Genomic DNA, 26,430 nt, shown 5'->3' on the forward strand with positions numbered 1-26,430 from the left:
AGCGTTCACACCTGAACGCGCCTTGCTCTAGAACTCCCCGACGCGCCTTCCGGCGCGGGATCGATGCCCGGCGGAAGACGCATCGGCGAGCAATGCTCGTTGTCAGAACGGGAACTTCTTGTAGTTGGACTTGTCGACATCCACCCAAGCCTGGCCCTGCATGATGATGCCCTTGCCCGGTCCCTTGATGACGGTCATCTTTTCGTAGCCCGGCACGCCGAGATTGACCCCGTCCTTGATCTCTTCGCCCTTCAAGACCATCTCGGAGACCTTGTTCATGACGTAGCCGGCATCCTTGGGATCCCAGAAGAAGATCTGGTTGACGGCGCCGCTTTCCAGATAAGGTCCGGTATCCTTGGGAAGGCCGAGGCCGTAGACGCAGACCTTGCCCTGAAGCCCAGCTTCTTCCACGGCGCGGCCGATACCGATCACGTCAATGGCAGAGGAGCCCTGGAAGCCCTTGATGTCCGGATATTTGCGCAGGATCTCCTTGGCCTTTTCATAGGCGCGATTGGCGTCGTTGAAGGATTCGTTCTTGGCGGCAACCAGTTCCATGCCCGGATATTTCTTGGCGTTTTCCGCGCCGGCATCGACCCACTGGTTATGCGTCAAGCTGCCCAGCGAGCCGACGAACGACGTCCATTTGCCCGACTTGCCCATGCAGGCGGAGAGCTTTTCGTTGATACGCGCACCGAAGGCCTTGTTGTCGAAGGCTTCGATGTCGACATCGGTATTCTTGAGGCTGTCCCCCTCATGGGTGATGACCTTGATCCCACGCTGAGAGGCTCGGCGAAGCACGCCTTCGAGTGCCGACGGGTCCATCGGAACAACCGCGATCGCCGATACTTTCTTGGCGACGAGATCTTCGATGATGCGGGCCTGCTGCGCCGCGTCTGCCTTGGCGGGGCCGATCTGGCTGGCGCTTAAGCTTGGGTTGTCCTTGCCGAACGCATCCACGCCTTCATTCATGCGGATGAACCAGTTTTCGCCGGTGACCTTGACCACCGTCACGATGGATGGCTTGTCCTGGGCAAACGAAGCCCCGGCCATCAACACGCCTGCCAGCATCGTACAAGCTGCCAGTTTGGTAATTTTGCTCATAGTTTCCTCCATTTTAAGCAAAATCGTCTTCTAGGATCGGCATTGCCGGTTCTATGGGATCTTCACGGTGCCAAGCCGATCGCGAACCGGGCTATCGTCGCTTCGGCTTGAGCCAGACGCCCAGATGCACCCGCGAAAAGGCCAGGAGGGCCAACAGCAGGACGCCCCAGGCAAGGTCGCGGAAGAAATTCGAAATGTTCATGAAGTTGAACAGGCTCGAGAGAATCTGCAGCGCCGTCGCAGCCAGCAGCACACAGACCACCTTGCCGTATCCGCCTTCGGGCTTAACGCCGGCCAGAACGGCAATCAGAATGGCGATCAGCACATAAGAGCCGCCATAATCCCATTTCACCGAGGAATTGCGGGCCGCGATAATGACCCCGGCAACGGAAGACAGCGCACCGCATAGAGTATAGGTAACAAGCAGCATGCGCTTTTCATTGATGCCGCCATACCGTGCTGCCTTGGAATTACTTCCCAGCATCATGAGTTTCATGCCGAAAGGCGTGTATTTCAAAAGAAATGCCAGTCCGGCTGCGATTGCCAGAAACAACGCAAAGCACACGGGAATACCGAATACCGGCATGTTGCCGAAGTCATCCAGCGGTTCGATAAAGCCCATGGTGATCGCGGAGCCATTGGTCAGGAACACCGCAATGCCGGTAAACAGGAGCTGCGTCCCCAGTGTCGCGATCAGGGGTGTCAGCTGCGCATAGGCGATCACGCTTCCGTTTACGAAGCCGCCGACCAGGCCCACGAGAAGCGCCAGACCGGTGAAACTCCAGAAAAACAGGGTCGGCGCGTCATCGGCGACGACGAAGTGGCTCGTCACCAGAAAGGCGGCGATACCGGCAAGGTTCGCCAGGGCGATACCCGACAGATCGATACCACCATTGCCCGAGATCATCGCCAGCATGACGCCGAGTGCCAGAAGGCCGAGTTCGGGAACCTGCGACGCCATGGATTGCAGATTGTAGCTGTCGATGAAACTGGAGCCCGCCAATAGAGCCCCGGCGGCGAGCACCGCGCAATTGATCAACAGCAGAAAAGGCGCCTGCCGGTTCAGGCTATATGACGACACTTTTTCCTCCCGTTTCCGAAGGCTGCGTTTTTCCGGCGAGGCCGGCCAGGTCCGCCGGCGGGGCAGCTTCTTTGTCGGTTGCGCAAGAGTTCATTGCCGCGCTCCATCGTTCAGCCTCAAGCATCGGATGCATTTGCCTTGCCTGCATCCAAACGATCGATCGCTTTGACGTTGTCCGCCGACGGCCCGTTTGGATCGAAGCTGGATGCGAGGAAAACGTCGACGATGGCTTTAGCCAGTTCCGGACCGATCACACGGGCGCCCATGGCAATGATCTGAGCATTGTTGGACCTTGCGGCTCTTTCCGCTGAATAGGTGTCATGGGTCAGGGCGGCGCGGATACCTGGCACTTTGTTCGCCGAAATCGACACGCCGATTCCGGTGCCGCAGAACAACAGCCCCCGATCGTATTCGCCGTTGACCACGCTTTCGGCGAGGACCTTCGAGATGTCGGCGTAGTAGCCCGGCCGGCTCAGATCGGTAACCGTGATGTCACCCCTACCGGCCAGATGATGCGCGATGACATCAAGCAGGGGCTTTCCTGCGCCGTCCGCGCCAAGAGCAATCTTCATTGTGGTTCCCTCCCAAGGCCAGCCGGCTGCCCGACGGCCATGGTTCTTGTTCGTTTTTGCAGTTCTTGACATTTGTCGATCCTTATTTGACAATTGTCAATATCGACGCTCGAGCTTGGCTCTCGTGACGTCGACGTGCCCGCCGGCCAGGCGGCGTGCGCATAGGAGGAGAGGAAGCGTGGATCTCTTGCTTGAGGTGGAAGGGCTCAAAAAGTCCTTCGGCGGCGTTGCTGCTTTGCGAAATGGCGCCTTCAAGCTCCATGCTGGTTCCGTCCATGCCTTGTGCGGCGGCAACGGCGCGGGCAAGTCCACCTTCCTGAAGATCCTGATGGGGCTGCATCGCAGAGACGCCGGCTCGATCCGCCGCCGCGGCAAGGCCGTGGAGTTCTCCAGTCCGGCCGAAGCGCTTGCCTCCGGCATTGCCATCATCGAACAGGAGCTCAGCCCGGTTCCCCACATGACGGCGGCCGAGAACATCTTCCTCGGGCGCGAACCGTCGGCACGCTTCGGCGGCATCGATTTCCGCAAGATGAACCGGGAGGCCCAGGCGCTGTTCGATCAGCTCGGCTTCAACATCCGTGCCAGCCAATACATGATGAATCTCTCGGTGGCGCAGATGCAGCTCGTGGAGATCGCCAAGGCGCTCAGTCACGATGCCGAGGTCATCTTCATGGACGAGCCGACCTCCGCCATCGGCGAGAAGGAAGCTCAGCATCTGTTCTCGGCCATCGAGCGGCTCAAGGCCGCCGGCAAGGGGGTCGTCTATGTCTCCCACCGATTGTCGGAAATCTTCCAGATCGCCGACTCCTACACCGTCTTCCGGGACGGCAGTTATGTCGGCAGCGGCGCCTTGGCCGATATCAACCGTCCCGAGTTGATCCGCATGATCGTCGGTCGGGAGCTCGGGGAGGAATATGTCAAGACCAACATCCCCGCGGAGACGGTAAGCTTCGAGGTCAAGGGCCTCTCGGCTCCCGGCAAGATCGACGACATTTCATTTTCCGTGCGACGGGGTGAGATCTTCGGCATTTACGGTCTGATGGGGTCGGGGCGTACGGAGATCTTCGACTGCCTGTTTGGCCTGGACAAGCCGACGGCCGGCAGCATCACTTTGGACGGCCAGCCGCTGGCCATTTCCCGTCCCGCCGATGCCATGCGCGCAGGCATCGCGCTCGTCACCGAAGACCGCAAGCTCACCGGCCTCAATCTCTCCGACAGCGTGCGCAACAACATCTGTCTGGCGAGCCTGCCGGAGCTGAGTCCGGGTTTCACCATGCAGCGCCGGCAGGAACGGGCCGCCTCGGCAGACATGATCGCGCGTTTCGGCATCAAGGCTGCGCGCGATACCATGCCGGTTTCCGGCCTGTCGGGTGGCAACCAGCAAAAAGTCGTGCTCGGCAAGTGGTTCTTGCGCCAGCCCAAGCTTCTCCTGCTGGACGAACCCACGCGCGGCGTCGATGTCGGCGCCAAGCGCGAGATCTACCGCATCATCTGCGATTTCGCGGCAGCAGGCGGCACGGTCGTGATGATCTCATCCGAAATAGACGAGGTGCTCGGCATGTCCGACCGCATCCTGGTGATGCGGCAGGGACGGTCCGCCGGGATCCAACGGCGTGAAGAAACCGACGCGCAGTCGCTCGTGCATCTGTCCACCTGAGACCGGCGCCCTGGCGTATGCCCGGCACAAAAAGGAAATCCACGTGTCCGCTAACCAGAATCCTTCCACCAGCATCTGGCCCGGCAGGGAGCATCGTCGGCTCATCATCCAGGAATACGGCATCTTCATCGCCTTCTTGCTGCTTGCCTTGGTCCTTTCGGTCTCCAACCAGTACTTTCTCACCGCGGGCAACATCTCCAACGTATTGTTGCAGACGGCCATCAACGGCGTGCTGGCGGTGGGCATGACGTTCGTCATCCTGACGCGAGGGATCGATCTGTCCGTCGGATCGGTGGCGGCGCTTACGGGCATCATTGCCGCCAGCTTCGCCACCACCTCGTCGACGGCGGGCCTGCCGGGCGCGCCTTATCCGTTCTATCTCGCATTGGCGGCGGGCCTCCTCGTCGGTATCGCCTGCGGCGCCGTGGCCGGTATCATCGTCTCGCGCTTTGCCGTCCCCGCCTTCGTGGCCACGCTCGGCATGCTTTCCGCGGCGCGGGGCCTGACGTTGATCTATGGCGGAGGCCGGCCCGTGCCCGCTCTCACGCCCGAATTCCGCTGGATCGGCACCGGCAGCCTGTTCGGCATTCCTGCGCCGGTCGTCCTGCTCGCCGTGGTGTTCGCCCTGTCCTGGTGGGTGCTGAACCGTACGCGCTTCGGCCGCTACATCTATGCCGTGGGCGGCAACCCGCATGCCGCCAAGACGTCGGGCATCAACGTTGCCCGCATCCGTTTCAGCGTCTACGTCATCTCCGGCGGACTTTCAGGCCTGGCGGGCATGATGCTGGCCGCCCGCACCGGTTCCGCCCTGCCCCAGGCCGGTATCGCCTACGAACTCGATGCCATCGCGGCCGTGGTGATCGGCGGGACCAGCCTGTCGGGTGGCGTCGGTCGTATCACCGGCACGCTGATCGGCGCCCTGATCATCGGCGTGATGAACAACGGCCTCGATCTGATGGGCATCCAATCCTACTACCAGCAGGTCCTCAAGGGCGCCCTGATCGTCGGTGCCGTGATGCTGGATCAGAAGAGAAACCAGGGCGAGTAAGCCCGTGCCATCCGGACGCTCGCGCCCGCGATCCAGAACCGCGTGCCGTCATGGCTGCGGCAATTTTCGGAGGAGAACGACCATGAGGAAACTGCTTTTCGCCCTGGCCGCGGCCACGGCGTTGCTGGTGACGCCTGCCCTGGCGCAGGACAAGAAGATCAAGATCGGGGCGGCCCCCTACGGCCTCAACGCCGAGTTCATGCAGATCTGGACAGCGGCGCTGAAGGAGCATCCTGCCGTCAAGAATGGGGAGGTGGAACTGACCGTGTTCGACGGGCGCTACGATGCGCTCGTGCAGCAGGAACAGTTCAACACGATGATCACGCAGAAATTCGACGCGATCATCTTCGTGCCCATCGACATCGAAGCCGGCGCCACCGCCGTCCAGGCCGCCCATGACGCCGGCATTCCCGTCGTCGGCTCGAACACACGCGTCCACTCCGACCTGCTGGCGTCCTATGTCGGCTCCGACGACACGGTCTCGGGCTATCTGGAGGCCAAGAGCGTGCTCGACAAGATCGGCTGCAAGGGCAATGTCGTGATCATCGAAGGCCCGATCGGCCAGTCGGCGCAGATCTCCCGTCTCGAGGGCAACAAGAAGGCTCTTGCGGAATGCCCGAATGTGAAGGTCATCGAAGACCAGACGGCCAACTGGTCACGCGCCGAAGCGCAGACGCTGATGGAAAACTGGCTGACGGCACACCCGGGCCAGATCAACGGCGTCATCGGCCAGAATGACGAGATGGCGCTCGGCGCGATCGAAGCCATCAAGGCAGCCAAGCTGAACGTCAAGGATTTTGCCATTGCCGGCATCGACGGTGTCACCGATGCGCTCCATGCGGTCAAGCAGGGCACGATGACCTCGATCCTGCAGGACGCCCGCGCTCAGGCGCAGGGAGCGTTGGACCTTGCCATCTTCCAGGCTAGGAAGGGCAACTACAAGCCGCAATCCGATATCTGGGCCCAGTATCCCAGCATGCCGTTCAACGACGGTAAGGCCAAGGAATACAACGTGCCGTGGACTCCCGTCACCGCCGACAATGTCGACAAGCTGCTCGCTGCCCGCAGCAAGTGATTTTTACGCGCGGGGCATCGCCTCGCCCCGCGCCTTCCGCCGCCAGGAGCAATCGACATGACCGATATCGCGCCTCAAATCGACCTGACCTTCCCGCTCTCCGGCAAGGTCGCCCTCGTTACCGGAGCCGCCTCCGGCATCGGTGCGGCCATTGCAGGGGCCTTCGCCGCCAAGGGTGCCCGGGTCGCCGTTCTCGACATCAACGCCGAACTTGCCGCCGCGAAGGCGGCCGAACTTGGGAATGGCGCGCACGCATTCGCGTGTGATGTCACCGATCCTACATCCGTCAACGCCGCGATCGCGGGTACGAAGGCTGCTTTTGGCGGCATCGACATTTCGGTCAACAGCGCCGGGGTCGTGTTCCTGGCTCCGGCCGAGGATCTGTCGCTGGACCACTGGACCAGGACGATCGACATCAATCTCAAGGGCAGCTTCCTGGTCACGCAGGCTGTCGGCCGGGAAATGATCGGCGCCGGCAAGGGCGGCAGGATCATCAACCTCGCTTCGCAGGCCGGCACCGTCGCCATCGAGGAGCATGTGGCCTATTGCGCCTCGAAATTCGGCGTGATCGGCATGTCCAAGACCTTTGCGGCCGAATGGGGCAAATACGGCATCACCGTCAACACGCTTTCTCCCACCATCGTACTCACCGAACTGGGCAAGAAGGCCTGGGCGGGAGAAAAGGGCGACGCCGCCAAAAAACGCATTCCCGCCGGCCGGTTCGCCTTTCCCGAGGAAATCGCGGCCGCTGCCGTCTTCCTCGCTTCCTCCGGTGCGGACATGATCAACGGCGCCGATCTGCTGATCGATGGCGGCTACACCATCCTTTGAGCCGAAGCGCTCCAGGAACCCATAGGAGAAATCATGCAGCGTTTCGTCAACAATCCCGACGAAGTCGTCGAAGACACGGTGAAGGGTTTCGTCAAGGCCCATTCCGATATTGTTCGCCTCGCCGACAATCCCCGTGTCATCGCCGCCAGGGATGCCCCTCAGGCCGGCAAGGTGGGTGTCGTCACGGGCGGCGGCTCCGGTCACGAGCCGGCCTTCATCGGCTATACCGGCAAGAACATGCTCGATGCCGTGGCTGTCGGCGAGCTGTTCTCCTCCCCCACGGCCAAAAGCTTCCATGACGCCATCCGCGAAGCCGATGGCGGTAAAGGTGTCGTCGTGCTCTACGGCAATTACGCCGGCGACAACATGAACGTGAAGATGGCGATCAAGCTTGCCGCCAAGGATGGCATCGAAGTGGCGACCGTGGTCGCCAACGACGATGTCTGCTCGGCGCCCCAAGACGAGCGCGAAAAACGCCGGGGCGTTGCTGGCGAAATCTTCATGTGGAAGGTTGGCGGCGCCAAGGCGGCAAAGGGCGCCTCGCTCGAAGACGTCCGTGCCACCGCGCAAAGGGCGATCGACAATTGCCGCTCGATCGGCGTGGGCCTCGGTCCATGTACCTTGCCTGCTGTCGGCCATCCGAATTTCGAGATCGCTCCGGGCACGATGGAGGTCGGCATTGGCCATCACGGCGAGCCGGGCGTCCGCGTGGAGCCGCTTAAATCCGCGGCCGAGATCGCCCGCGACATGTGCGGGATCGTTCTCGACGACCATGATCTTTCCGAAGGTACCGAAGTCGCCGTACTGGTTTCCGGCCTCGGCGCGACACCGCTCAACGAACTCTACATCCTGAACGATACGATCGAATCCGAGATCGTCAAACGCGGCCTGAAAATCCATCGCACCTATATCGGCAATTACTTCACCTCTCTGGAAATGATCGGCGCAACCCTGACGGTCATGGCTCTTGACGACGAACTGAAGGAACTGCTCGATACGGACGTGCGCTGCACTGCAATCTTGTAGAGAGAACGCCCCATGCAAACCCTGAACAATGCGGAAGCCGGCAATATCGTTTTGGCCATGGCAGAACGCATTATCGAAAATCGGGCCTATCTCAGCGAAATCGACGGCAAGATCGGCGACGGCGATCACGGCGTCAACATGGCCAAAGGCTTCAACCTGGCTGCCGAACGGCTCAAGGGCAAGAACGCGTCCCTTTCAGGCTCGCTCGATACGCTCGGCACCGTCCTGATGACCGAAATCGGCGGCTCGATGGGGCCGCTCTATGGCGTCATGTTTACGGAATTCGCCGAAAAGATCGACGGTGTCGACGCCATCGATGCCACCGCCTTCAGCCGCATGCTGCATGCGGGCCTCGAAGGCATTCAATCCATCGGCTCAGCCAAGGTAGGCGACAAGACGCTTCTCGACACGTTCGTTCCTGCCCTTGCCGCGTTCGACGATGCGAACACGGCCGGCAGATCCTTTGCCGAAGCTCTGGATGCGCTCGTTGAAGCCGCGGAAAAGGGGCGAGATTCCACAATAGATCTGGTGGCCAGGATTGGACGCGCCAGCCGTCTGGGCGAACGTTCCCGCGGCGTCTTGGACGCCGGGGCAACCTCCTGTGCCATCATTCTCAAGGAATTGTCACTCCGCGCCCGCGAGCAGCTGCAATAAGGGACAGCCGATTTGCGCAACATGGCGGCCCCACTTTATGCTTGGAAAGTTGGGCCGCCTTTTGTTGTGAATTTTCGCAAGACGAGACAAAGGCATTGTCCTGCAAGCCTTCCCGACCGACGCAGGAGCGATGGCAAACAAGATGGCACCGAGTAATAAAACCGCTATGGCCAAGCCCGGTCAGGCGGAATTGGCCGATGTCATACCGCTGCGTTATGGCGACGATCCCTATGTGTGGGCCTGCTGGCTTTATTACGAGGACGGGCGCACACAGGGCGATATCGCCGAGATAATGGGAATCTCGCGCGCAACGGTCAACAGCTACCTTGCCGAAGCGCGCAGCCGTGGAATTGTCAGCATTTCCATCGAACCTTCGCGGCTGAGCTCGCTGATAATCGCACAGGAGCTGAAACAGCATTTCGGATTGACCGACTGCCTCGTCGTGCCCAATGATGACGGATCGCGAACCCTGATCGACCGCCTGGGAGCCGCCGGTGCACAAGCCGTTGCGAAGCTGCTGAAATCCGGCGATACGGTCGCCGTCGCATGGGGGCGCACAGTCCTATCCATTGCCCAAAACCTGCATATCTCCAATCTGCAGGATGTGACGGTCGTCCAGGCCACCGGCGGCACTCGCGCCGGTTTCGCCTACACGCCGGAGCTATGCGCGGCAGCGCTCGCCAAAGCCACGAATGCCCATCTCATCAACATCACCGCGCCGGCCATCGTGTCGAATGCGCAGGTCAAATCGGCTTTCTTGGACGAACCGGTCATTGCCGAGCAATTCCAAGCGCTGACCCGGGCCAACAAGGCACTTTTCGGCATTTCGTCCCTTCGGCCGAATTCGACGATCCATACCAGCGGATTCTTCGAGGACGTCTCGATACAGGATTATCTGGCCAGAAATGCAGTCGGCGTGATTGCAGGCCGTTTCATCGACTCCCATGGCCACCCCGTTTCCGGTCCCCTGGACGACAGAACCATCGGCATTTCGCTCGATCGGCTGCGGGATAGCGACATGCGCGTTGCGGTTGCCGGCGGTTTCGACAAGGTGCCGGCAATTCTGGCGGCGCTGAGAGGCGGCTATGTCAGCGTGTTGATCACCGATGCGGCGACCGGGCGTGGCATCCTCAACGCCGATGGCGTAGCGCAGATCCACAACAAGCCGGCCCAACGCTTGCGGCAGGAATCCGAGGCTGCCCCGCCCAGCTACAATCGCACCCACATCAAGAAATTTCTCAACAACCCCGATGACGTTGTCGATGAAATGCTTGACGGGGTGGTCAAGGCGCATGCCGCTCATATCGCACCGATCAACGGCTCGAAGCGTGCCTTGGTTGCACGCAATGGTCCGCGTAAGGGCAAGGTCGGCCTGGTCATCGGCGGTGGCTCCGGCCACGAACCCTGCTTTCTCGGTTATGTCGGCAAGGGGCTGGCCGACGCGGTAGCGATCGGCAACATCTTCTCCTCGCCTCCCCCTGTTCCAATCTTCGAATGCGCAAAGGCTGCCTCAGGCGGAGCCGGCGTCCTTTTCGTCTACGGCAATTATGTCGGCGACGTGATGAACTTCGAAATGGCGGCCGAGCTGGCGCAGGAGGCGAACATCCCCACGCGCACGGTGCTGACGACTGACGATATCTCCTCCTCACCGGTAGAGGATCGCGACGGACGGCGCGGCGTGGCGGGCAATTTCTTTGTCTTCAAGATCGCCGGCGCCGCCTGCGATCGCGGGCTGTCGCTCGACGAATGCGAGGCCATTGCGCGCAAGGCCAACAGGCGCACTTATACGATGGGCGTCGCGCTGGAACCCTGTTCCTTGCCGCAAACCCGCCGGCATAATTTCGAGATCGGCCCTGACGAGATGGAAATCGGCATGGGCATTCATGGCGAGCGAGGCGTCATCCGCGAGAAGATGATGCAAGCCGATGAAATCGTCGACCGCATCATGGACAGGGTCTTTTCCGAGATGACCGCCGGCCCGGGCGACCAGGTGGCGGTTCTTGTCAATTCGTTCGGCTCAACCCCCCTGATGGAGCTCTACATTCTGTTCAAGCGCGTGGAAGAGCGCCTCAGCGCCAAGCGGATCGTCATCGTGGCAAACTGGGTCGGCCATTACTGCACGTCGCTCGACATGAACGGTGCATCCATATCCATCCTGCACCTGGATCAGGAACTATCCGATCTCCTGTCGCATCCTTGCGATACGGCCTTTCTTCGGATCACCGAAAAAGGGCCGCTACCTGCGGCCCAATGAGAATTCCACGCTGTTCGGGAGATCAATGCAATGCCGCAAACCGCAGCGCGACGCCTCAGCTGGATGTTCCAGCTGATTGCCCTGTCGATAAAGGCGGAGAAGGAATATCTGTCCGATCTCGACGGCGCCATCGGCGACGCCGATCACGGGATCAGCATGGCGCTGGGGTTTTCGGCCGTCACCAGCGCGCTTGCAAAACTCGACCTTGATGAGGCATCGCCCTCCGACGTCTTCGCGGCAGCGGCATCCGCCTTTCTCGATGCCGTCGGCGCCTCCACCGGTCCCCTTTATGCAACAGGCTTTCAAAACGCAGCCAAGGCCTTGAAGAACCAGCTGTCCCTCGAGCTGCCGGAACAGGTCGCCATCGTCGAAGCCATTACCAAGGGTATCCAACTGCGCGGCAAAGGGCAGCGCGGAGACAAGACGATGCTCGACACATGGATTCCGGCAATGGAGGTCGCCGTTCACGCCAAGGCAAACGGCCTGACCATCGGGCAGATGTGGCGCCATATCGTGGAGGCCGGCGCGGAAGGCGCGCAATCGACAAGGTCCATGGTCGCAACCCGAGGGCGTGCCGCCCGGCTTGGAGAACGTTCCCTGGGCCATATGGACCCCGGCGCAGCGTCCGCCCTCATCATTCTACGGGCAATGCAGGAAGCCTTCGCCGAGCGACCGGAATCTTAGGAAGTACGAGCCTGGTTTTCCTGCCACTGGCGATCAAGCCGTGAGGTGGGTCCCGTGGCGCCAAGCCAGGGAGCGCGGGGTTTGCAGCTGAGCCGTGCCGGCGGGAGGAAACTGCGAAGGTCCGTCAGCTGCTTTCACGCGGTATCACGACGAACGGCATCAGCATCATCTCCGGCGGAATTTGCTGCTGCGACCGCTGGGCTTCTATTGCCCGGAGCAGAAGGTTTCCCGCCGCCCGACCGATCTCCTTGGCATCGACGGAAACCGTGGTGATGCTCGGGTAGGCGCAGCGCGCAACCTCGAAATCGCCGAAGCCGGCGATCGCGATACGCCCCGGCACCGCCCAGCCGCGGCGATGGCACTCCATCAGGGCCCCGAAGGCCGACAGATCGGAAACGCAGACCGCCGCATCGACATCAGGCCATTGGGACACCAGATGCACGATGGCCTGGGCGCCCTGCTCCATCGAGATCGGCGGCTTGCCGAAGGAAATGACCCGACCGTGTGGGAGGGCGAGTTGCTCGATCGCCTGGATGTAGCCCTGGCGACGATCGGCGCCGCGGGTGTCGCGATTGCTGGTGCCGCCGATGAAACCGATATTGCGATAGCCACGGCCGTGGAGATGATGCACGAGCGCATTCATGGCGGCAGCGTTGGAGAAACCGACGACGTGCTCGATCGGCTTATCTGGCACGTCCCAGGTCTCGATCACCGGGATGCCGGCGGCCTCGAGCAGCTTGCGGGTGCGATCGGTGTGGCGGCCGCCGGTGACGATGATGCCTTCGGGACGCCGCATCAGCATCGATTCGACCAGCCGTTCCTCCTTCTCGATCTGATAGTCGGTGTAGCCGAGAAGCAGTTGGAGGCCGCTGCCCTCGATGGCTTCGGTGATGCCGCGGGCGGTGTCGGCAAAATTGGAGCTGTTGATCGAGGGCACCAGTGCAGCCACGAAACCGGAGCGCTTGGAGGAAAGCGTGCCCGCCATCTGGTCGAGCACATAGCCCAGCTCGTCCACCGCAGCCATGATCTTGCCGCGGGTCTTCTCGGAGATCGAGCCCCCCTTCTTCAGGGCGCGCGAAACCGTCATGGTCGACACCCCCGCCCGCTCGGCGACATCGGCCATGGTCGGCTGGCTTTTGAGCGGTCTGTCGTTGTCGCGAGGCATCAAGCAATCCGTTAGGGCAGTTCTGGCGCAATCGCCATAGTCGGAGCGTTACCAGCCCGGCGGGTGATTGTTAACGTAGATGGCATAGAGGGAGCTCTGCGCCGTGATGTAGAGGCGGTTGCGCTTCGGGCCTCCGAAGCACAGATTGGAGACGATCTCCGGAATCGGGATGCGCCCGATCAGACTGCCATCCCGGGCATAAACGCGGACTGAATCGGCGCTGGAGGCCCAGACATTGCCGTCGCGGTCAACCCGAAACCCATCGAAGAAACCAGCTTCGCACACGGCGAAGGTGCGTGCCGGACCGATGGTCTCGCCCGAGGCGGACAGATCGTAGGCGTGGATGGCCCGAGGCAACCCTGGAACGTGGCTGGCGCCGGTATCGGCGACATAGAGCAGGCTTTCGTCCGGCGAGAAGGCCAGGCCGTTCGGCTTGATGCGATCGGTGACGACAGGCCTGACAGCGCCGGTAGCGGCATCGATCCGGTAGACATGCGAAGCCCCGATCTCGGATGCGGCGGCATGGCCCTCGTAATTGCTGTCGATGCCGTAAGTCGGATCGGTGAACCAGATCGAGCCATCGCTCTTCACCACGACATCATTGGGGGAATTCAGGCGCCGGCCGTCATGGCTGTCGGCCAGCATACTCCAGCGCCCGTCCGGCTCCAACCGCGTCACGCGGCGACCGCCATGCTCGCAGGCGATCACCCGGCCAGCCTGGTCCAGCGTATGGCCATTATGGTAGCCGCAGGGGCTTTCGAAGACGCTGACCGACCCGTCCGTCTCGTCGAAGCGCATCACGCGGTCATTGGGGATATCCGACCACAACACGGATTTGGCGGCCGGCACATAGACCGGCCCTTCGGCCCACCGGCACCCGGTCCAGAGTTTTTCGAGCCGGGCGTGGCCGATGATCAGGGCGGCGAAGCGCTCGTCGAGGATCTCGTAGTCGCTCATCCCTCACCCTCGTTCCGGCGACATCGGGAACTCGTCGGCGCGAAAGACCGTGTGGAAGATGTCGCCATCGAACATAGGCATCAGTTCGGCGGTGACGGCCCGGCTCTTCGTCCTGGCCTCCGAGGCGAGAGCCTCCTCGATGGCGGCGCGCGAGGGGTAGCGGATGGCCAGCACCATGGCGTAATGCGGCTCCGCCACATCGGCCTCTTCCTGACGCAGGACACGCACCTCGTCGGCCCCCGGGAAGCGGGTCCAGAGCGGAACGAGCCTGTCGCGCACGAACTGCGTAAAGGCGTCTTCCGACCCAGGGCGGACGTGGCCGCGAAAAAAGGCGCAGCGTATATACATGATTGAGCGACCATTGAAGTGGAGAGAGAGTTGAAGAACTTGGCTCAACCCTCGAATAATGCGGTATAATCTATCTTTCAGCCTGGCAATTGCGGAGGCGCCTACGCGCCCCCGCCACGCTTCCGGCTCAGTTGACACCCCAGATCTTCTTATAGGCGTCCCTGTAGCCATTGTCGGGATCGAAGACGTTCTTGGAGCCGCCGTCGAAGCCGATATTGTCGGGCGTCACCAGGTGCACGCCGGGGACGTATCCCGACCATTTCTCGCCGGCAAAGGCGCGGTTCAGCTCATCGACGAGTTGCCAGCCCTGCATGGCGAGGGGCTCGGGCACCGTCGCGGCCTGATGGTCCTTGGCGCGGATGCGCTGATAGGCGGCTTCCGAACCGTCGCCCGCCGAGATGTTCTGGGGATCGCCATCCCCGGCGATGCCGGCCGCTGCCAGCGAAGGCGGCATGAAATCGTAATAGAGATCGTTGATCGCCAGCGAATGGGTCCATTTGGCACCCTGCTGCTGCAGGAGGGTGGTGGTCAGCTGGGGAATGCGGGTGGAAACATCCGAGAGCGGCGTGTCCTGGAAGGAGAGCACGGCGCAGCCCTGGCATTTCTTGATGACCTCCTCCATCGCCCGTCCCTTGGCGATGGCGATGGCATAGGTCGAGTCGGCGAAGATCACCACGCCGGCCTTGCCGTCGGAATCGGCGATCGCCTTCATGGCCGCCACCTTGGCGACTTCCATGGCGTCGGTGGTGACATTGGCGAAGACCGGCGTGCCGTCGAGCGGCCCGGGCTTGGGGCCGGAGTGCCAGCCGACGATGGTGATGCCCTGCTTGGCCGCATCTTCCAGCGCCGCCTTCTGCTCGACCGCATCGCTGCCGCCGACGATGATCGCATCCGGCTTGAGGGCAACGGCCTGGCTGAGCGCGGCGGCCTGGCCGGATACCGTGCCCTGCCCGTCGATCTCACGATAGGTCCAGCCGATCACGCCGGCTGCTTCCTTGACGCCCTGGGCAACGCCCAGGATGCCGCCATTGCGCATGTCGCCCGCCACATAGACAACCGTCTTCTTGGCCGCCGCCTTGGGCCCGGACGTCGGTCCATCCCATTTGTCGGCACGCGCCGCAGCCTTGGCGACGACTGCTTTCGCCTCGTCGACAAAGGCATCCGCCCGCGCCAAAGCGGGCGCCAGGGCCAGGGCCGCCAGGCCGGCAGCCACCATCAACACATTTCGTCTCAACATGATCTCCTCCTGAATGCGACGGGTCGTCAGTTGCCCGTCTTCTTGAAATTTCGGGTGGCCGAGCCGCGTCGGCGCTGGGCATAGCCGGCGATGCCGATCGCGATCAGCAGGGTCACGCCGTTGAACATGGGCTCGACCCAGAACGAGCCGCCGAATTGCTGGATGCCGGCGATGCCGACCGCCAGGATGGCAACACCGACCACCGTGCCCCAGACATTGACGCGGCCGGGCTTGATCGTCGTCGAGCCCAGAAAGGCGCCGACGAGGGCCGGCAGCAGATATTCGAGACCGACGCTGGCCTGGCCGATACGCAGTTTCGAGGCGAGCAGGACGCCGGCCACCGCCGTCAGAGCGCCAGAAGCCACGAAGGCGCCCATGGTGTAGCGTTGCACGGGGATGCCGTTGAGCGCCGCCGCCTTGGGATTGGCACCGATCGTATAGAGGTAGCGCCCGATCGGCAGGTGCTCGAGGATGAACCACAGGGCAAGCGCAAGGCCCAGCACATAGAAGCCCGTGATCGGCAGGCCGAAGACCATGGTGCCGTTGAGCGAGAGGAAGCCCTGGGGCAGGCTCGCCACGACCTGGCGTCCCCCCGTATGCCAGAGTGCGACGGCATAGAGCACGGTACCGGTGCCGAGCGTGGCGATGAAGCTGTCGATGCGTGCCACTTCGACCAGCAGGCCGTTGAGCAGGCCGATCAGGGCGCCGAACAGGACGACGACCACCACGGCCACCGACCAAGGCAGCCCGAACATCGTCTGCAGGCTGATGGCGAGGATGTGCCAGAGCACGATGCCATAGCCGACGGTGAGGTCGATCTTGCCGGCCGCCATCGGGATCATGGCCGCCAGCGAGAGCATGGCGATGATCGCCTTGTCCGCGATGATGGAGCGGACGTTGAGCATGGTCGGAAAGGTCTGCGGCAGCATCAGCGAGAACAGGACGATCAAGAGGACCGTGAGGATCGGTAGGCCGTAGACCGGCAGGCGCCGCAGCAGTCGTTCGCCGGCGGAGGCCTGCTTGAGTTCGCCGCGTGTCGGCTCGAGGGCGTCGGACTTGATGGAGTTGGTGGACATGGAGCTTTCCTGTCTGCGCTCACGCGGCTTCGGAGGCCGAGGCGGCCGAGATCACCGCCTCCGTGGTCAGGGCTGGGCCGGTCAGCTCGGCAATGATCCGGCCGCGGTTGAACACCAGGGCACGGTGGCAGATATGGGCGATTTCCTCGAAATCCGTGGACACCACGACCACGGCGAGGCCGGATTCCAGGGCTCGGGCGATGAGGCGGTAGATCTCGGCCTTGGCGCCGACATCGACGCCGGCGGTCGGATCCTCTGCCACCAGGAGCCGGCGGCCGGTCGCGAGCCAGCGCCCCACGACCACCTTCTGCTGGTTGCCGCCTGACAGCCCCTCGATCGGCAGATCCGGATCGTTGGGCCTGAGCCCCACGGCCTCGCCCAGCTCACTCGCCAGCCTGGCCTCGACCGCGGGCGAACGCGGTACATACCACGGCCGTCCGGCGGCTTCCGGGTTAAGGAAGGCGTTTTCGCGGATGCTGAGCGAAGGCGCGAGGGACTCTTCCATGCGGTCCCTGGCAACCAGCCCCACACCGGCCTTCAGAGCCGCCCGCGGTGAGGAGAGATCGGGCACCTGGCCATCGATGGTGATCGATCCGCGATGCGGCACCGCCCCGAACAGGCTGCGCCCGATATCTTCCTGACCCGCGCCACGCAGGCCGACGAGGCCGAGCAATTCGCCCTGGCGAACCTCGAAGCTGACGGGGCCGGCCGCCGGGGTCACCACATCGCGCAGAACCACGCGGGCCTTGCCCGAATGGAATTCGGCCTTGCGGAAGAGTTCGAGGGTGGAGCGGCCGACGATCATGCTGACGAGTTCGTCGGGCGTGGTCTCCGCCACCGGCTTCTCGTCGACCTTGAGGCCGTCACGCATCACCACCACCCGATCGGCGATACGGAAGATCTCGTCGAGACGATGGGAGACATAGATCATGCCCACGCCCCGCTCGCGCAGGCGCCGCACTGCCTCGAACAGGCGCTCGACCTCGTCGGCCGGCAGGCTGGCCGTCGGCTCGTCGAGCACCAGGAAATCGCAGTCCACCACCAGGGCCCGGGCAATGGCGACCAGCGACTTCTCGGTCCGGCTGAGGCTGTGCACGCGCAGGGTGGGATCGATGTCGCAGCCGACCAGCTTCAGCGCCGTCTCGGCCTTGCGCTCCACCTCGCGCCAGTCGATGCCCCCCAGCCAGCGCCGGGAGAAGCCCTGCGACAGTCCCATATTCTCGGCCACCGTCATCCATTCGACCAGGCCGAGGTCCTGGTGGATGAAGGCCACGCTCTGGCGCTGGCCCCGCGCATTGGCACGGTGGCGATAGACCTCGCCACCGATGGTGATCTGGCCGTCATCGGCCTTGAAGATACCGCCGAGGATCTTGATGAGGGTGGACTTGCCGGCACCGTTCTCGCCCAGCAGGGCCACGACCTCGCCGCGCCCGACCTCCAGGCTGACGCCCTTGAGCGCACGGGTGCCACCGAAGGCCTTGACGACATTCTCGAACCGGAGAGCATCCTGCCCTGCCATCGCGTTCGTCCTCCACAACTTCGAGGGCCTTCCAGCCCCGCAAAGCCCGCCCGGCTCTACGGCCGGTTTCTTATGTTATCGATAACAAATATAATCCTGTCAAGATACCCGTCGGTGACCGACCCCGACATCAGCCTTCATCGGACTGCTCACGAAACCCGGTGAACTGCAGCATGATCGCCGCCGTATCGCGGGGTCCGAGGCCCGCGGCCAGCAGGGACCGGTGCAGGTCGGTAACCAGCCCGGTCACGGGCAGCGGCAGGCGCTGGCTGCCGGAGAAAGCCTGCACGGCCTCCAGATCCTTCATCATGTTGTCGATGCGGCCGGTCGGCGTATAATCGCGTCTTGCCATTTTCGGCCCGAATTCCTGCAAGATGGCGCTGTCGGCGCGACCGCCTTTGAGGGCTTCCGCCAGGCGGGCCGCATCGACGCCCCCCGCCTCCGCCAGCCTGACCGCCTCCGCGACCGCCTGGAAGCCCAGCGCGCAGAGCACCTGGTTCACCAGCTTGGTCGTCTGCCCCGCGCCGCTCGGACCCATATGCGTGTAGTTGGCGCAGAGGCTGTCCATGATGGCGCGCGCCCGGTCCACATCCTCGGCGGCCCCGCCGGCCATCACGGTAAGGCGGCCGGCCAATGCTCCCGGCGCGCCGCCGGAAAGCGGGGCATCGACCCACCGCATGCCCGTCGTCTCCGCCAACTGCCCGGCAAGCTCCCGTGTCGAGGCCGGATCGATCGAGGACATGTCGATCAGGAGTCCGGAAGCATCCGCTCCTTCCGCAATGCCGCCTGAGCCGAACACGGCGCTCCGCACAATCGCGGCGCTGTTGAGGCTGGTGATGACGAAGCGGCTCGCCTGCGCTGCCTCCCGTGCGCTGGCGGCTGCCCTGGCCCCTTTCGCGACAAGCGCCGCGACCTTGGCCGTGTCCAGGTCGAAGACAGTCACGATATGTCCCGTCGCCAGCAGGCGCGTCGCGATCGCCGATCCCATGATCCCGGTTCCGACCACGGAAACGGCGGCCTTCTCGCTCTCTATCATCGGCCGTTCTCCACTTCGTCCCATCGCAAGAGGCTGAGAAGGGCGCAGCACCCCTCCTCTCGCCGGCCTCGGGAAAACCTACAGGCTCGAGGTGATCCCGCCATCGACATAGAGGACATGCCCGTTGACGAAGCTGGAGGCGTCCGAGGCCAGGAAGATCGCAGCGCCCGCCAGTTCCTTCACCTCGCCCCAGCGGCCCGCCGGCGTGCGCTTCTCCAGCCAGGCCGAGAAATCGGCATCGGCAACCAGGGCGGCATTGAGCTCGGTCTTGAAATAGCCCGGACCGATGGCATTGACCTGCAGTCCATGGCGGGCCCAGTCGGTGGCCATGCCCTTGGTCAGCATCTTCAGGGCGCCCTTGGTCGCGGTGTAGGGCGCGATGCCTGGGCGCGCCAGCTCGCTCTGCACCGAGCAGATGTTGATGATCTTGCCCCGGCCGCGCGGAATCATGCGGCGGGCCACGGCCTGTCCCACCAGGAAGGCGCTGTCGATATTGGTGGCGCACAGGCGCTTCCAGGCGTCGAGTGGAAAAGTCTCCAGCGGCGCCCGATGCTGCATGCCGGCATTGTTGACGAGAATGTCGATCGGCCCGAGCCTTTGCTCGATCTCGGCGATGCCGGCCTCTACGGCATCGGGATCGGCGGCATCGAAGGGCGCGATATCGACGGTATGCGACTTGGCCGCGAGCGCCACCCTGGCGTCCTCCAGACGGTCGAGATTGCGGGCATTGAGCACCACGCTGGCACCGGCGCCGGCCAGAGCCTCTGCAATCGCATAGCCGATGCCTTTGCTGGCCCCGGTTATCAGGGCCCTGCGCCCGGTCAGGTCGAACAGCGTCACGTCGGTCTCCCTTGTCTTGCCGGCGCCTGTTCGCTATCGGCGCTCTTCCTCGACAAATTGATATCGATAACAAAATTTGTCAACGCGCTAGAAGCCGACCGCGGCCGGCATTTCGTTCGTAAGCGGTGAGCCGTGGAAAGAGGCTTGCTCCCCTATGCAGTTGTGATATCGATAACAAAAATATGCCGAGGCGAGGATGATAAAACCTGACCTGCTGATGATGGGTTCCTATCCCGACGGGGACATGGAGGCCCTGTCGAGCGCCTATCGGCTGCACAAGCTCTGGGAACAGGGCTCCGACGGGCCTGCCGTATCGATCCGCCCGCTCATCCGGGCCATCGCCACGCGCGGTGACCTGGGCGTGGACACCCGGACACTGGAGATCCTCCCTCATCTCGAGATCATCGCCTGCTATGGCGTCGGCGTCGATGCCATCGATCTCGACATGGCGCGCGCAAGGGGCATTCGCGTCACCAACACCCCCGAGGTCCTCAATGGCGACGTCGCCGACCTCGCGATCGGCCTCGCCTTGGCCACGATGCGGCGGATTCCAACCGGGGACGTCCACGTTCGCTCGGGCGATTGGGCCAAGGCGAATCTCCCGCTGACGCCGCGGCTTCATGGCAAGAAGCTCGGCATCGCCGGGCTCGGCCGCATCGGCTCGACCGTCGCCCGCCGCTTTTCGGGTTTCGACATGGACATCGGCTATTTCGGCCGTTCCCCGCACGAGGATGCACCCTACCGCTTCTTTGACGATCTGACGGCGCTCGCGGCCTGGGCGGACCTGCTCGTCCTGACCCTTCCCGGCGGTGCCGCAACCCAGAAGATCGTGGGCAAGGAGGTCCTGCAGGCGCTCGGCCCCGAGGGATATCTCGTCAACGTCTCGCGCGGAACCACCGTCGACGAGGAAGCCCTGCTGCAGGCGCTGGAGGCCCGTACGATTGCGGGAGCCGGCCTCGACGTCTTCTGGAACGAACCGCGCATCGATCCCCGCTTCGCCAGGCTCGACAACGTCGTGCTGCAGCCCCATCTCGGCAGCGCGACGATCGAGACCCGGCGGGCGATGGGCCAGCTGGTGCGCGACAATCTCGCCGCGCACTTCGCCGGTCTTCCGCTTCTGACACCGGTCATTTGAGAGGTAGCCATGCGTGCTCTCGTCATCCACGGCCCCAAGGACCTGCGCCTGGAGGAACGCGACCCCGGTCCGCTCCAGAACGGGCAGGTCATGGTCCGCGTCCAGGCCGGCGGCATCTGCGGTTCGGACCTGCATTATTACAACCATGGCGGCTTCGGGGTCGTCAGGCTCAAGGAGCCGATGATCCTCGGCCATGAGGTCTCGGGCGAGATCGTCGAGGTCGCGGCGGATGTCGGCTCGCTGCGGCGCGGCGACCGGGTCGCCGTCAATCCGAGTCGACCCTGCGGCCATTGCCGCTATTGCCTGCAGGGCCTGCCCAATCACTGCATGGACATGCATTTCTACGGCAGCGCCATGCGCATGCCGCACGTCCAGGGCGCCTTTCGCCAGCTCCTCGTCTGCGATGCCGTGCAGTGCGAAGTCGGGCACAATGCCGGCACGGACGAACTCGCCTTGGTCGAGCCCTTCTCGGTTGCCCTGCACGCCGTCTCCCGCGCCGGTTCGCTGCTCGGGCGCCGTATCCTGGTGACGGGATGCGGGCCGATCGGCGCGCTCGTCGTGGCTGCGGCCAGGTTTCATGGGGCCACCGAAATCATCGTCACCGATATCGTCGACGAGCCGCTCGCCATTGCGGCCAGGCTCGGCGCCGATCGCACCATCAATGCGGCGCAGGCACCCGAGGCCCTCTCCGCCTTGGCGGTGGACAAGGGCCAGGTCGACGTGATGTTCGAGTGCTCCGGCAACGAGAAGGCGCTGCGCGCGGGCCTGGAGGCGATGCGCCCGCGCGGCATCATCGTCCAGCTCGGCCTGGGCGGCGATGTCGCCTTCCCCCAGAACCTCGTGGTTGCCAAGGAACTCTCGGTCGTCGGCTCCTTCCGTTTCCACGCCGAATTCGCCCTGGCGACGCAGTTGATCGATACCGGCAAGATCGACCTGCGTCCCCTGCTCACCGGCAGCTTCGCGCTCGACGATGCCGTCTCGGCCTTCGCCCTGGCCAATGACCGCCGCCGCGCGATGAAGGTGCAATTGTCGTTCTGACGCCATCCGGGGAGGCGTCAGCCCACACACCAGGAATTGTCGACCGGTGGGCGCGAGGTCACGCATCGACTGCAACCTCGTTTCCTTCACCGTGTGCTCCGCTTTGCTTCAGGTCCCCCTGGGCCTCGCAAACGGGAAGGTGCCGAGCATATTGTCGTTGAAATAGGCGGCGGTCATCGACGTCACCCTTCCGCCGGACAGCGCGAACCCGACCGAGTAAAGCGACCCCTTGGCGGTGAAATCACGGCCAGGATCCATCTGGAAGACGTCCGCGTCCCAGTGCTTGAGGACGAACTGCAACTTGCGGGGGCCGATCTGCAGGATCAGATGATCGCCGTTCGCCCAGACCTCGACCTCGCCGAAATAGGCCGAGCTATAGATCCCTTCATAGATCGCGAGCGGATGCGGGAAATTGGGATTTTGAGGCGGTGAATTACCGACCAGATCGCCTGACGCCTTATAGAAATTCATGAAATGACCGTGCGCGATCTCGTACCAGCTGTTGCGCGTGACGTCGCCGAACTGGGCGATGTCCATGAACTCCGTGGCGATGGCTTCTGCGGCCCCCACCTGAGCACCATTGGTGAGAACGACGATGCCCATATCGGCATCGGGCAAAACATGGAATGCCGCCCCCCCCACGAAGAAGGCGCCGGAATGGCTCATCGATCGGCATTTCGATAGCACGAATTCGATATCATCTTGTGTTACCGTCGTTTCAGCTGTTGCTCCGTTTTAGCGGGTATCGTTCTCGGCAGATCGGTCACCGAACCATTGCATTATGAGAGGAATTTCGCTCCTGGCAGAAAGGGCGCCCCCCGGGCAGCCCAAGCCCCCGGCAAATGGCCTGACTGCGTGGCAGCCGGTCGCCCGGCCGGCCCCGCGGAGGCCGTAGAGAACAAGGAGCCATATTGATCCTTTTTGGGATCGTGGAGATCCGACATGTCGACAATGCGCAAGATTTTGCTGGCTTTAGGAATCGTGGTCGTGATCGGAGCGGCCGTCGGCACCGGCGTCTACTATTTCACCAAGGGCGTCGCCGACACAGCCACCGTCTTTTTTGCAACCATCGCTTCCAGCGGGCCGGAGAATGCCTATCGCAGCGCCTCCCCGGCATTCCAGCAGGCCATGAGCGAAAGCAGTTTCGCCGCACTCGCCAACCGAGCGGGTCTGAGACGGTTCAAGAGCGCGTCATGGCCCGAACGAGAAATCGAGAACGGCCGGGGCAGCGTATCGGGGACGCTGTTGCTGGACGGGGACGTGTCTCTGCCTGCCAGGGTAGAATTGACCAAGAACGCTGCAGGCGCGTGGCAAGTCTTCAATTTTACCCTCCAGATGCCCGGCATCGCTCAACAAAACGCGGCTCAGCCGCAACCCGCAACGAGCCCGCCCTCTCAAAATCAACCGCCCAAGATCGTCGCCAGCACGCAGGAGGGCGATCGGGTTTCGACTGAGATCGGGGATAGGACCTGGTCGGCAGGCGGCTCCTCGCTCATCGTCGTGAAGTTGGGCAGCACCGTTCTCGTCAACACGGCCCCCATCATCAAGCCGGACAGGACGATCGATGCGACGACACTGCGACTGCAGTTCGACGCAAGCGCCACCGGCACCCAGAAGCTCACCCGCGACTGCCAGAAGAATGCCCCCTGCATCGAACTCAGCACCAATGACAGCCACTACAAGACCGATGAAAGCCCGAATGCAGAGGCCGCACTGACCATCACGAAGATGGAAGCCGGCAAGATCGAAGGCGATTTCTCAGCCGACATGATCTCTTTGGAAGGCAAGCTCGCCCTTCACCAAGGCCACTTCGTCGTCTCGGTGCAATGACCCGTGCAAAGCAGGAGGTGCCACCCATGATCTCGAAATATGCCCTTGCCGGCGTGTTGTTTCTCGCCGCCCAGTCCGTGAACGCACAATCGACCGACGAGATGACCGCCTGCGTCGATCGCGCGGATGGTGTTTCGACCAACATGCTTGAATGTGGAAAGACAGAAATTGCCAAGTGGGATGCCAGGCTGAACATCGCCTACCGAGCCCTGCTGCACAGAGAAGACGGCAGCAAACGGACAAAGCTGCAGGCAGAACAAAAAGCCTGGCTTGTCCATCACCTCGGCGAGACCAGGCGCCTTGCGAGCGATCCCGACACCGGCTCCGGCGCCTTCATGATCTCACAAAGCTTCGAGCTGGACGATATCGCCAAGCGCACGCTCGAACTGGAGAAACGCGTCCGCAACCCAGGCTAGTCCCCCGCCAAGATCATGGACGGCCAGCCCTGGCCAAATCTTGATCCAGCACATCGGAGCCAAAAGCTTCGATGAACAAGCAGGTGTTTTTGTTTGCCTCTCCGAGTCACATCCCTGTCACACGAAACAATAGATAGGCAGGATAGCGCAGGTGTCTACAATATGCCCAACAGAGGTAGTTACCAATCATGAATGCAACTAGGGGTCTTACCCGATCCTTCAAGCCGCTGGTCATCCGCCTGGCCCCCGAACTGCGGAAACTTCTCGAAGGCCAGGCAAGTTTCAAAGGCATGTCGATGAACGTGCTGATCAATTCTATCCTGGAGGAGCACGCTTACCGGTCCGTGGACATCCATGATCGGTTGAACCGGCTGGAGGAAGATCTTGCGGCCATGCAACTCGAAAAACGCGCCCAGCCTCACTGAGTGCCGGATCAGGCGGCAAAGCGCGGTGCCAACATCCCATGCAAGGCTGCACAAGGCGCCATGTCATGGCAAGGGCCGAGATCATGCTCTCCGGCATCGAATTGGTCCGTGGGATGCGCAAACGACACGCCTGATTTGCCGATGATCCACGTTCGTCACCGGAAGCGCGGCGCGAATGCCAGGTCAGGTGAACGATGGCGCAAACCAGGTCGCGCGGGACAAGGTCCTGCGCTCGATCAGGAAGACGGATTCTTGTCGAGCGCCTTTCTGATCTCGACGAGGGAGTCGAGGATTCGGCCCAACGCAAAGGTCAGCAGACCAAACCCCAGTGCAACGGCGCCTTCCAATTCCTGTAGAAGCCCCGATGCCGTTGGGATCATTATACAACCAAGAACAAATGCAATGATTCCTACGATGCTAATTGACTTCGCCATGACAGACCCTTCCTCAATCAACTGATTATCCTGCGCTGATAATCGTTAGGTCGGGTGCAATTTACCCTGCAATATGTAACGGGACCTTAAAAAACCTCTGTGAAGATCTGACAGAAAGAGCCCGCCCCCGACCGGGCAGGACACAGCCATACCAACGGATCGACAGGAAGAACATCAAGGGAAAGGTCGACCCGCCACGGGCATCATCGATGGACTCGCCGTTTCGAGCACCGCACTTTGGTTGCGTTTCATGGCCGCGACTGACCGAAGACGGGCCGGCCAAGCAGACTTCCTCGCTATTGGATGCAGGCAGTTACCATACGCCATCGTGCATCCCGCCGGATCCCCTCTATGGCGCGCAAGGGCGGCAGAAGCCGGATCATTCCATCTCCGCAAGGCCTTTCGGCGTTTCGCCATATTTTGCCAGGATCACCGGCCGACTATCGCCAGTTCGCATGAACGCAACGGCCCCGACGATCGTTTCGTCACCTTGCCTGATTCCCACACAGAAAGCAGCACGGAAACGCGCCATCGTATTCGAATAGGCCCTTTGCCCCTGTCCGGCGACAAGGTTGCCCTCGCTGTCTCGGACGAAGGGGAAAATGATGTAGTGCGTCACAGTGGACATTGTTCTGCGTCAGATCCTCTGGCGTATCCCCATATCGCGCCAGGATCACCGCATCATCATATGTTCCGGAGGCTGGATTGCGAGCGTCAAAAAGGATTGCATTGCAACGAACGCACCTAAAGTTTCAATGCAAAAAAGCAAGCAGGCAAAGAAAAGCCCAGCGATACGCTACACGCCGGGCAGTCTTGTCGGATATGACAGAGCCGTTGAGCTTGACCACGGCGGTGCTTGAATAGGCCAGATGGTGTTCGGGCGGCGTGTTAAAACGCACATACCGGAGGGGTGCTACCCTTGGATCGCTCGCCGGCGGCGGGCGATTCCGAACTGCCGCGGCCTTCACGCTACCAACCAGAGCATTTCCGC

The 26,430-nt window shown here is 62.5% G+C and carries 27 protein-coding genes; 13 read left to right on the forward strand and 14 right to left on the reverse strand.

Annotated elements, in window-relative coordinates; translation table 11 throughout:
* Positions 1-102 precede the first annotated feature (102 nt).
* From ACTJKX_RS09065 to derI, 3 genes are all read right to left on the reverse strand, one after another.
* The gene (locus ACTJKX_RS09065) at positions 103-1,101 is read right to left on the reverse strand and encodes an autoinducer 2 ABC transporter substrate-binding protein (RefSeq protein ID WP_311937013.1); all 999 of its coding nucleotides are present in this window, start codon (positions 1,099-1,101) and stop codon (positions 103-105) included.
* A gap of 91 nt (positions 1,102-1,192) precedes the next feature.
* On the reverse strand, positions 1,193-2,182 hold the full coding sequence (locus tag ACTJKX_RS09070; protein ID WP_440725059.1) for an ABC transporter permease: 990 nt from the start codon (positions 2,180-2,182) through the stop codon (positions 1,193-1,195).
* A gap of 116 nt (positions 2,183-2,298) precedes the next feature.
* Positions 2,299-2,754 carry a D-erythrulose-4-phosphate isomerase gene (gene derI / locus ACTJKX_RS09075; protein WP_149250112.1) on the reverse strand — a complete coding sequence of 152 codons (456 nt, stop codon included), beginning with the start codon at positions 2,752-2,754 and terminating at the stop codon, positions 2,299-2,301.
* Positions 2,755-2,932: 178 nt separating this feature from the next.
* Between derI and ACTJKX_RS09080 the strand changes: the two genes are divergently transcribed.
* From ACTJKX_RS09080 to dhaL (ACTJKX_RS09115), 8 genes are all read left to right on the forward strand, one after another.
* Positions 2,933-4,411, forward strand: a complete 1,479-nt coding sequence (locus tag ACTJKX_RS09080) for a sugar ABC transporter ATP-binding protein (protein WP_367624761.1) — start codon at positions 2,933-2,935, stop codon at positions 4,409-4,411.
* A gap of 43 nt (positions 4,412-4,454) precedes the next feature.
* Complete coding sequence (locus ACTJKX_RS09085) at positions 4,455-5,459, forward strand: ABC transporter permease (RefSeq protein ID WP_394311538.1); 1,005 nt, start codon at positions 4,455-4,457, stop codon at positions 5,457-5,459.
* 82 nt (positions 5,460-5,541) lie between these two features.
* On the forward strand, positions 5,542-6,534 hold the full coding sequence (locus tag ACTJKX_RS09090; protein WP_440725060.1) for a substrate-binding domain-containing protein: 993 nt from the start codon (positions 5,542-5,544) through the stop codon (positions 6,532-6,534).
* Positions 6,535-6,591: 57 nt separating this feature from the next.
* Positions 6,592-7,365: a GolD/DthD family dehydrogenase gene (locus tag ACTJKX_RS09095; RefSeq protein ID WP_440725061.1), complete on the forward strand. Its 774-nt coding sequence runs from the start codon at positions 6,592-6,594 to the stop codon at positions 7,363-7,365.
* Positions 7,366-7,398: 33 nt separating this feature from the next.
* Complete coding sequence (locus tag ACTJKX_RS09100; RefSeq protein WP_440725062.1) at positions 7,399-8,391, forward strand: dihydroxyacetone kinase subunit DhaK; 993 nt, start codon at positions 7,399-7,401, stop codon at positions 8,389-8,391.
* A gap of 12 nt (positions 8,392-8,403) precedes the next feature.
* Positions 8,404-9,045: a dihydroxyacetone kinase subunit DhaL gene (gene dhaL, locus ACTJKX_RS09105; RefSeq protein ID WP_415080945.1), complete on the forward strand. Its 642-nt coding sequence runs from the start codon at positions 8,404-8,406 to the stop codon at positions 9,043-9,045.
* A 142-nt stretch (positions 9,046-9,187) separates the two neighbouring features.
* Positions 9,188-11,299: a bifunctional sugar-binding transcriptional regulator/dihydroxyacetone kinase subunit DhaK gene (locus ACTJKX_RS09110; protein WP_440725063.1), complete on the forward strand. Its 2,112-nt coding sequence runs from the start codon at positions 9,188-9,190 to the stop codon at positions 11,297-11,299.
* 30 nt (positions 11,300-11,329) lie between these two features.
* A complete protein-coding gene (gene dhaL, locus ACTJKX_RS09115; RefSeq protein WP_311937036.1) occupies positions 11,330-11,983 on the forward strand; it encodes a dihydroxyacetone kinase subunit DhaL in 654 nt (217 codons plus the stop codon).
* Between the two features lie 124 nt (positions 11,984-12,107).
* Here the strand turns inward: dhaL (ACTJKX_RS09115) and ACTJKX_RS09120 are convergent, their stop codons facing one another.
* The 8 genes from ACTJKX_RS09120 to ACTJKX_RS09155 form a co-directional block, all read right to left on the reverse strand.
* A complete protein-coding gene (locus ACTJKX_RS09120; protein WP_440725164.1) occupies positions 12,108-13,106 on the reverse strand; it encodes a LacI family DNA-binding transcriptional regulator in 999 nt (332 codons plus the stop codon).
* 90 nt (positions 13,107-13,196) lie between these two features.
* Positions 13,197-14,105, reverse strand: coding sequence for an SMP-30/gluconolactonase/LRE family protein (locus tag ACTJKX_RS09125; protein ID WP_440725064.1), 909 nt, complete (start codon positions 14,103-14,105; stop codon positions 13,197-13,199).
* Positions 14,106-14,108: 3 nt separating this feature from the next.
* Entirely contained in the window at positions 14,109-14,453 is a 345-nt protein-coding gene (locus tag ACTJKX_RS09130; RefSeq protein ID WP_394311548.1) for a hypothetical protein, read from the reverse strand.
* 127 nt (positions 14,454-14,580) lie between these two features.
* Positions 14,581-15,690: a substrate-binding domain-containing protein gene (locus ACTJKX_RS09135; protein ID WP_440725065.1), complete on the reverse strand. Its 1,110-nt coding sequence runs from the start codon at positions 15,688-15,690 to the stop codon at positions 14,581-14,583.
* Positions 15,691-15,716: 26 nt separating this feature from the next.
* The gene (locus tag ACTJKX_RS09140) at positions 15,717-16,766 is read right to left on the reverse strand and encodes an ABC transporter permease (RefSeq protein WP_394311551.1); all 1,050 of its coding nucleotides are present in this window, start codon (positions 16,764-16,766) and stop codon (positions 15,717-15,719) included.
* A 19-nt stretch (positions 16,767-16,785) separates the two neighbouring features.
* A complete protein-coding gene (locus ACTJKX_RS09145) occupies positions 16,786-18,285 on the reverse strand; it encodes a sugar ABC transporter ATP-binding protein (RefSeq protein WP_394311553.1) in 1,500 nt (499 codons plus the stop codon).
* Positions 18,286-18,415: 130 nt separating this feature from the next.
* Positions 18,416-19,321, reverse strand: a complete 906-nt coding sequence (locus ACTJKX_RS09150; RefSeq protein WP_394311554.1) for an NAD(P)-dependent oxidoreductase — start codon at positions 19,319-19,321, stop codon at positions 18,416-18,418.
* A 78-nt stretch (positions 19,322-19,399) separates the two neighbouring features.
* On the reverse strand, positions 19,400-20,161 hold the full coding sequence (locus ACTJKX_RS09155) for an SDR family oxidoreductase (RefSeq protein ID WP_367624769.1): 762 nt from the start codon (positions 20,159-20,161) through the stop codon (positions 19,400-19,402).
* Positions 20,162-20,357: 196 nt separating this feature from the next.
* On the opposite strand from ACTJKX_RS09155, the gene ACTJKX_RS09160 reads away from it, so the two are divergent.
* Both ACTJKX_RS09160 and ACTJKX_RS09165 read left to right on the forward strand, forming a co-directional pair.
* Entirely contained in the window at positions 20,358-21,296 is a 939-nt protein-coding gene (locus ACTJKX_RS09160; RefSeq protein WP_440725066.1) for a 2-hydroxyacid dehydrogenase, read from the forward strand.
* A gap of 9 nt (positions 21,297-21,305) precedes the next feature.
* Entirely contained in the window at positions 21,306-22,334 is a 1,029-nt protein-coding gene (locus ACTJKX_RS09165) for an L-idonate 5-dehydrogenase (protein ID WP_440725067.1), read from the forward strand.
* 108 nt (positions 22,335-22,442) lie between these two features.
* On the opposite strand, the gene ACTJKX_RS09170 is transcribed toward ACTJKX_RS09165, so the two are convergent.
* Positions 22,443-22,937 (reverse strand): DUF3471 domain-containing protein, encoded by a 495-nt coding sequence (locus ACTJKX_RS09170; protein WP_440725068.1) that lies wholly within the window; start codon positions 22,935-22,937, stop codon positions 22,443-22,445.
* Positions 22,938-23,276: 339 nt separating this feature from the next.
* Here ACTJKX_RS09170 and ACTJKX_RS09175 point away from each other — a divergent pair, with 339 nt between their 5' ends.
* From ACTJKX_RS09175 to ACTJKX_RS09185, 3 genes are all read left to right on the forward strand, one after another.
* Complete coding sequence (locus ACTJKX_RS09175; RefSeq protein WP_440725069.1) at positions 23,277-24,164, forward strand: hypothetical protein; 888 nt, start codon at positions 23,277-23,279, stop codon at positions 24,162-24,164.
* A 26-nt stretch (positions 24,165-24,190) separates the two neighbouring features.
* A complete protein-coding gene (locus ACTJKX_RS09180; protein WP_394311563.1) occupies positions 24,191-24,580 on the forward strand; it encodes a lysozyme inhibitor LprI family protein in 390 nt (129 codons plus the stop codon).
* Positions 24,581-24,768: 188 nt separating this feature from the next.
* Positions 24,769-25,005 (forward strand): hypothetical protein, encoded by a 237-nt coding sequence (locus ACTJKX_RS09185; RefSeq protein ID WP_311937071.1) that lies wholly within the window; start codon positions 24,769-24,771, stop codon positions 25,003-25,005.
* Between the two features lie 236 nt (positions 25,006-25,241).
* Here the strand turns inward: ACTJKX_RS09185 and ACTJKX_RS09190 are convergent, their stop codons facing one another.
* The gene (locus tag ACTJKX_RS09190) at positions 25,242-25,439 is read right to left on the reverse strand and encodes a hypothetical protein (RefSeq protein ID WP_311937075.1); all 198 of its coding nucleotides are present in this window, start codon (positions 25,437-25,439) and stop codon (positions 25,242-25,244) included.
* Between the two features lie 379 nt (positions 25,440-25,818).
* Positions 25,819-26,067, reverse strand: coding sequence for a hypothetical protein (locus tag ACTJKX_RS09195; RefSeq protein WP_311937078.1), 249 nt, complete (start codon positions 26,065-26,067; stop codon positions 25,819-25,821).
* Positions 26,068-26,430 lie beyond the last annotated feature (363 nt).

The sequence above is a fragment of the Labrys sp. 22185 genome (assembly GCF_052045555.1).
GTDB classification, from domain to species: domain Bacteria; phylum Pseudomonadota; class Alphaproteobacteria; order Rhizobiales; family Labraceae; genus Labrys; species Labrys neptuniae.

Excerpts from the sequence above, each read along its gene's own strand:
- dhaL (WP_311937036.1), top strand. The coding sequence starts at position 11,330 with ATGCCGCAAACCGCAGCGCGACGCCTCAGCTGGATGTTCCAGCTGATT.
- ACTJKX_RS09110 (WP_440725063.1), top strand. The coding sequence starts at position 9,188 with ATGGCACCGAGTAATAAAACCGCTATGGCCAAGCCCGGTCAGGCGGAA.
- derI (WP_149250112.1), bottom strand. The coding sequence starts at position 2,754 with ATGAAGATTGCTCTTGGCGCGGACGGCGCAGGAAAGCCCCTGCTTGAT.
- ACTJKX_RS09095 (WP_440725061.1), top strand. The coding sequence starts at position 6,592 with ATGACCGATATCGCGCCTCAAATCGACCTGACCTTCCCGCTCTCCGGC.
- ACTJKX_RS09195 (WP_311937078.1), bottom strand. The coding sequence starts at position 26,067 with ATGTCCACTGTGACGCACTACATCATTTTCCCCTTCGTCCGAGACAGC.
- ACTJKX_RS09145 (WP_394311553.1), bottom strand. The coding sequence starts at position 18,285 with ATGGCAGGGCAGGATGCTCTCCGGTTCGAGAATGTCGTCAAGGCCTTC.
- ACTJKX_RS09090 (WP_440725060.1), top strand. The coding sequence starts at position 5,542 with ATGAGGAAACTGCTTTTCGCCCTGGCCGCGGCCACGGCGTTGCTGGTG.
- ACTJKX_RS09150 (WP_394311554.1), bottom strand. The coding sequence starts at position 19,321 with ATGATAGAGAGCGAGAAGGCCGCCGTTTCCGTGGTCGGAACCGGGATC.
- ACTJKX_RS09165 (WP_440725067.1), top strand. The coding sequence starts at position 21,306 with ATGCGTGCTCTCGTCATCCACGGCCCCAAGGACCTGCGCCTGGAGGAA.
- dhaL (WP_415080945.1), top strand. The coding sequence starts at position 8,404 with ATGCAAACCCTGAACAATGCGGAAGCCGGCAATATCGTTTTGGCCATG.
- ACTJKX_RS09185 (WP_311937071.1), top strand. The coding sequence starts at position 24,769 with ATGAATGCAACTAGGGGTCTTACCCGATCCTTCAAGCCGCTGGTCATC.
- ACTJKX_RS09130 (WP_394311548.1), bottom strand. The coding sequence starts at position 14,453 with ATGTATATACGCTGCGCCTTTTTTCGCGGCCACGTCCGCCCTGGGTCG.
- ACTJKX_RS09170 (WP_440725068.1), bottom strand. The coding sequence starts at position 22,937 with ATGGGCATCGTCGTTCTCACCAATGGTGCTCAGGTGGGGGCCGCAGAA.
- ACTJKX_RS09135 (WP_440725065.1), bottom strand. The coding sequence starts at position 15,690 with ATGTTGAGACGAAATGTGTTGATGGTGGCTGCCGGCCTGGCGGCCCTG.
- ACTJKX_RS09175 (WP_440725069.1), top strand. The coding sequence starts at position 23,277 with ATGTCGACAATGCGCAAGATTTTGCTGGCTTTAGGAATCGTGGTCGTG.
- ACTJKX_RS09140 (WP_394311551.1), bottom strand. The coding sequence starts at position 16,766 with ATGTCCACCAACTCCATCAAGTCCGACGCCCTCGAGCCGACACGCGGC.
- ACTJKX_RS09125 (WP_440725064.1), bottom strand. The coding sequence starts at position 14,105 with ATGAGCGACTACGAGATCCTCGACGAGCGCTTCGCCGCCCTGATCATC.
- ACTJKX_RS09160 (WP_440725066.1), top strand. The coding sequence starts at position 20,358 with ATGATAAAACCTGACCTGCTGATGATGGGTTCCTATCCCGACGGGGAC.
- ACTJKX_RS09065 (WP_311937013.1), bottom strand. The coding sequence starts at position 1,101 with ATGAGCAAAATTACCAAACTGGCAGCTTGTACGATGCTGGCAGGCGTG.
- ACTJKX_RS09100 (WP_440725062.1), top strand. The coding sequence starts at position 7,399 with ATGCAGCGTTTCGTCAACAATCCCGACGAAGTCGTCGAAGACACGGTG.
- ACTJKX_RS09190 (WP_311937075.1), bottom strand. The coding sequence starts at position 25,439 with ATGGCGAAGTCAATTAGCATCGTAGGAATCATTGCATTTGTTCTTGGT.
- ACTJKX_RS09120 (WP_440725164.1), bottom strand. The coding sequence starts at position 13,106 with ATGGCCGATGTCGCCGAGCGGGCGGGGGTGTCGACCATGACGGTTTCG.
- ACTJKX_RS09180 (WP_394311563.1), top strand. The coding sequence starts at position 24,191 with ATGATCTCGAAATATGCCCTTGCCGGCGTGTTGTTTCTCGCCGCCCAG.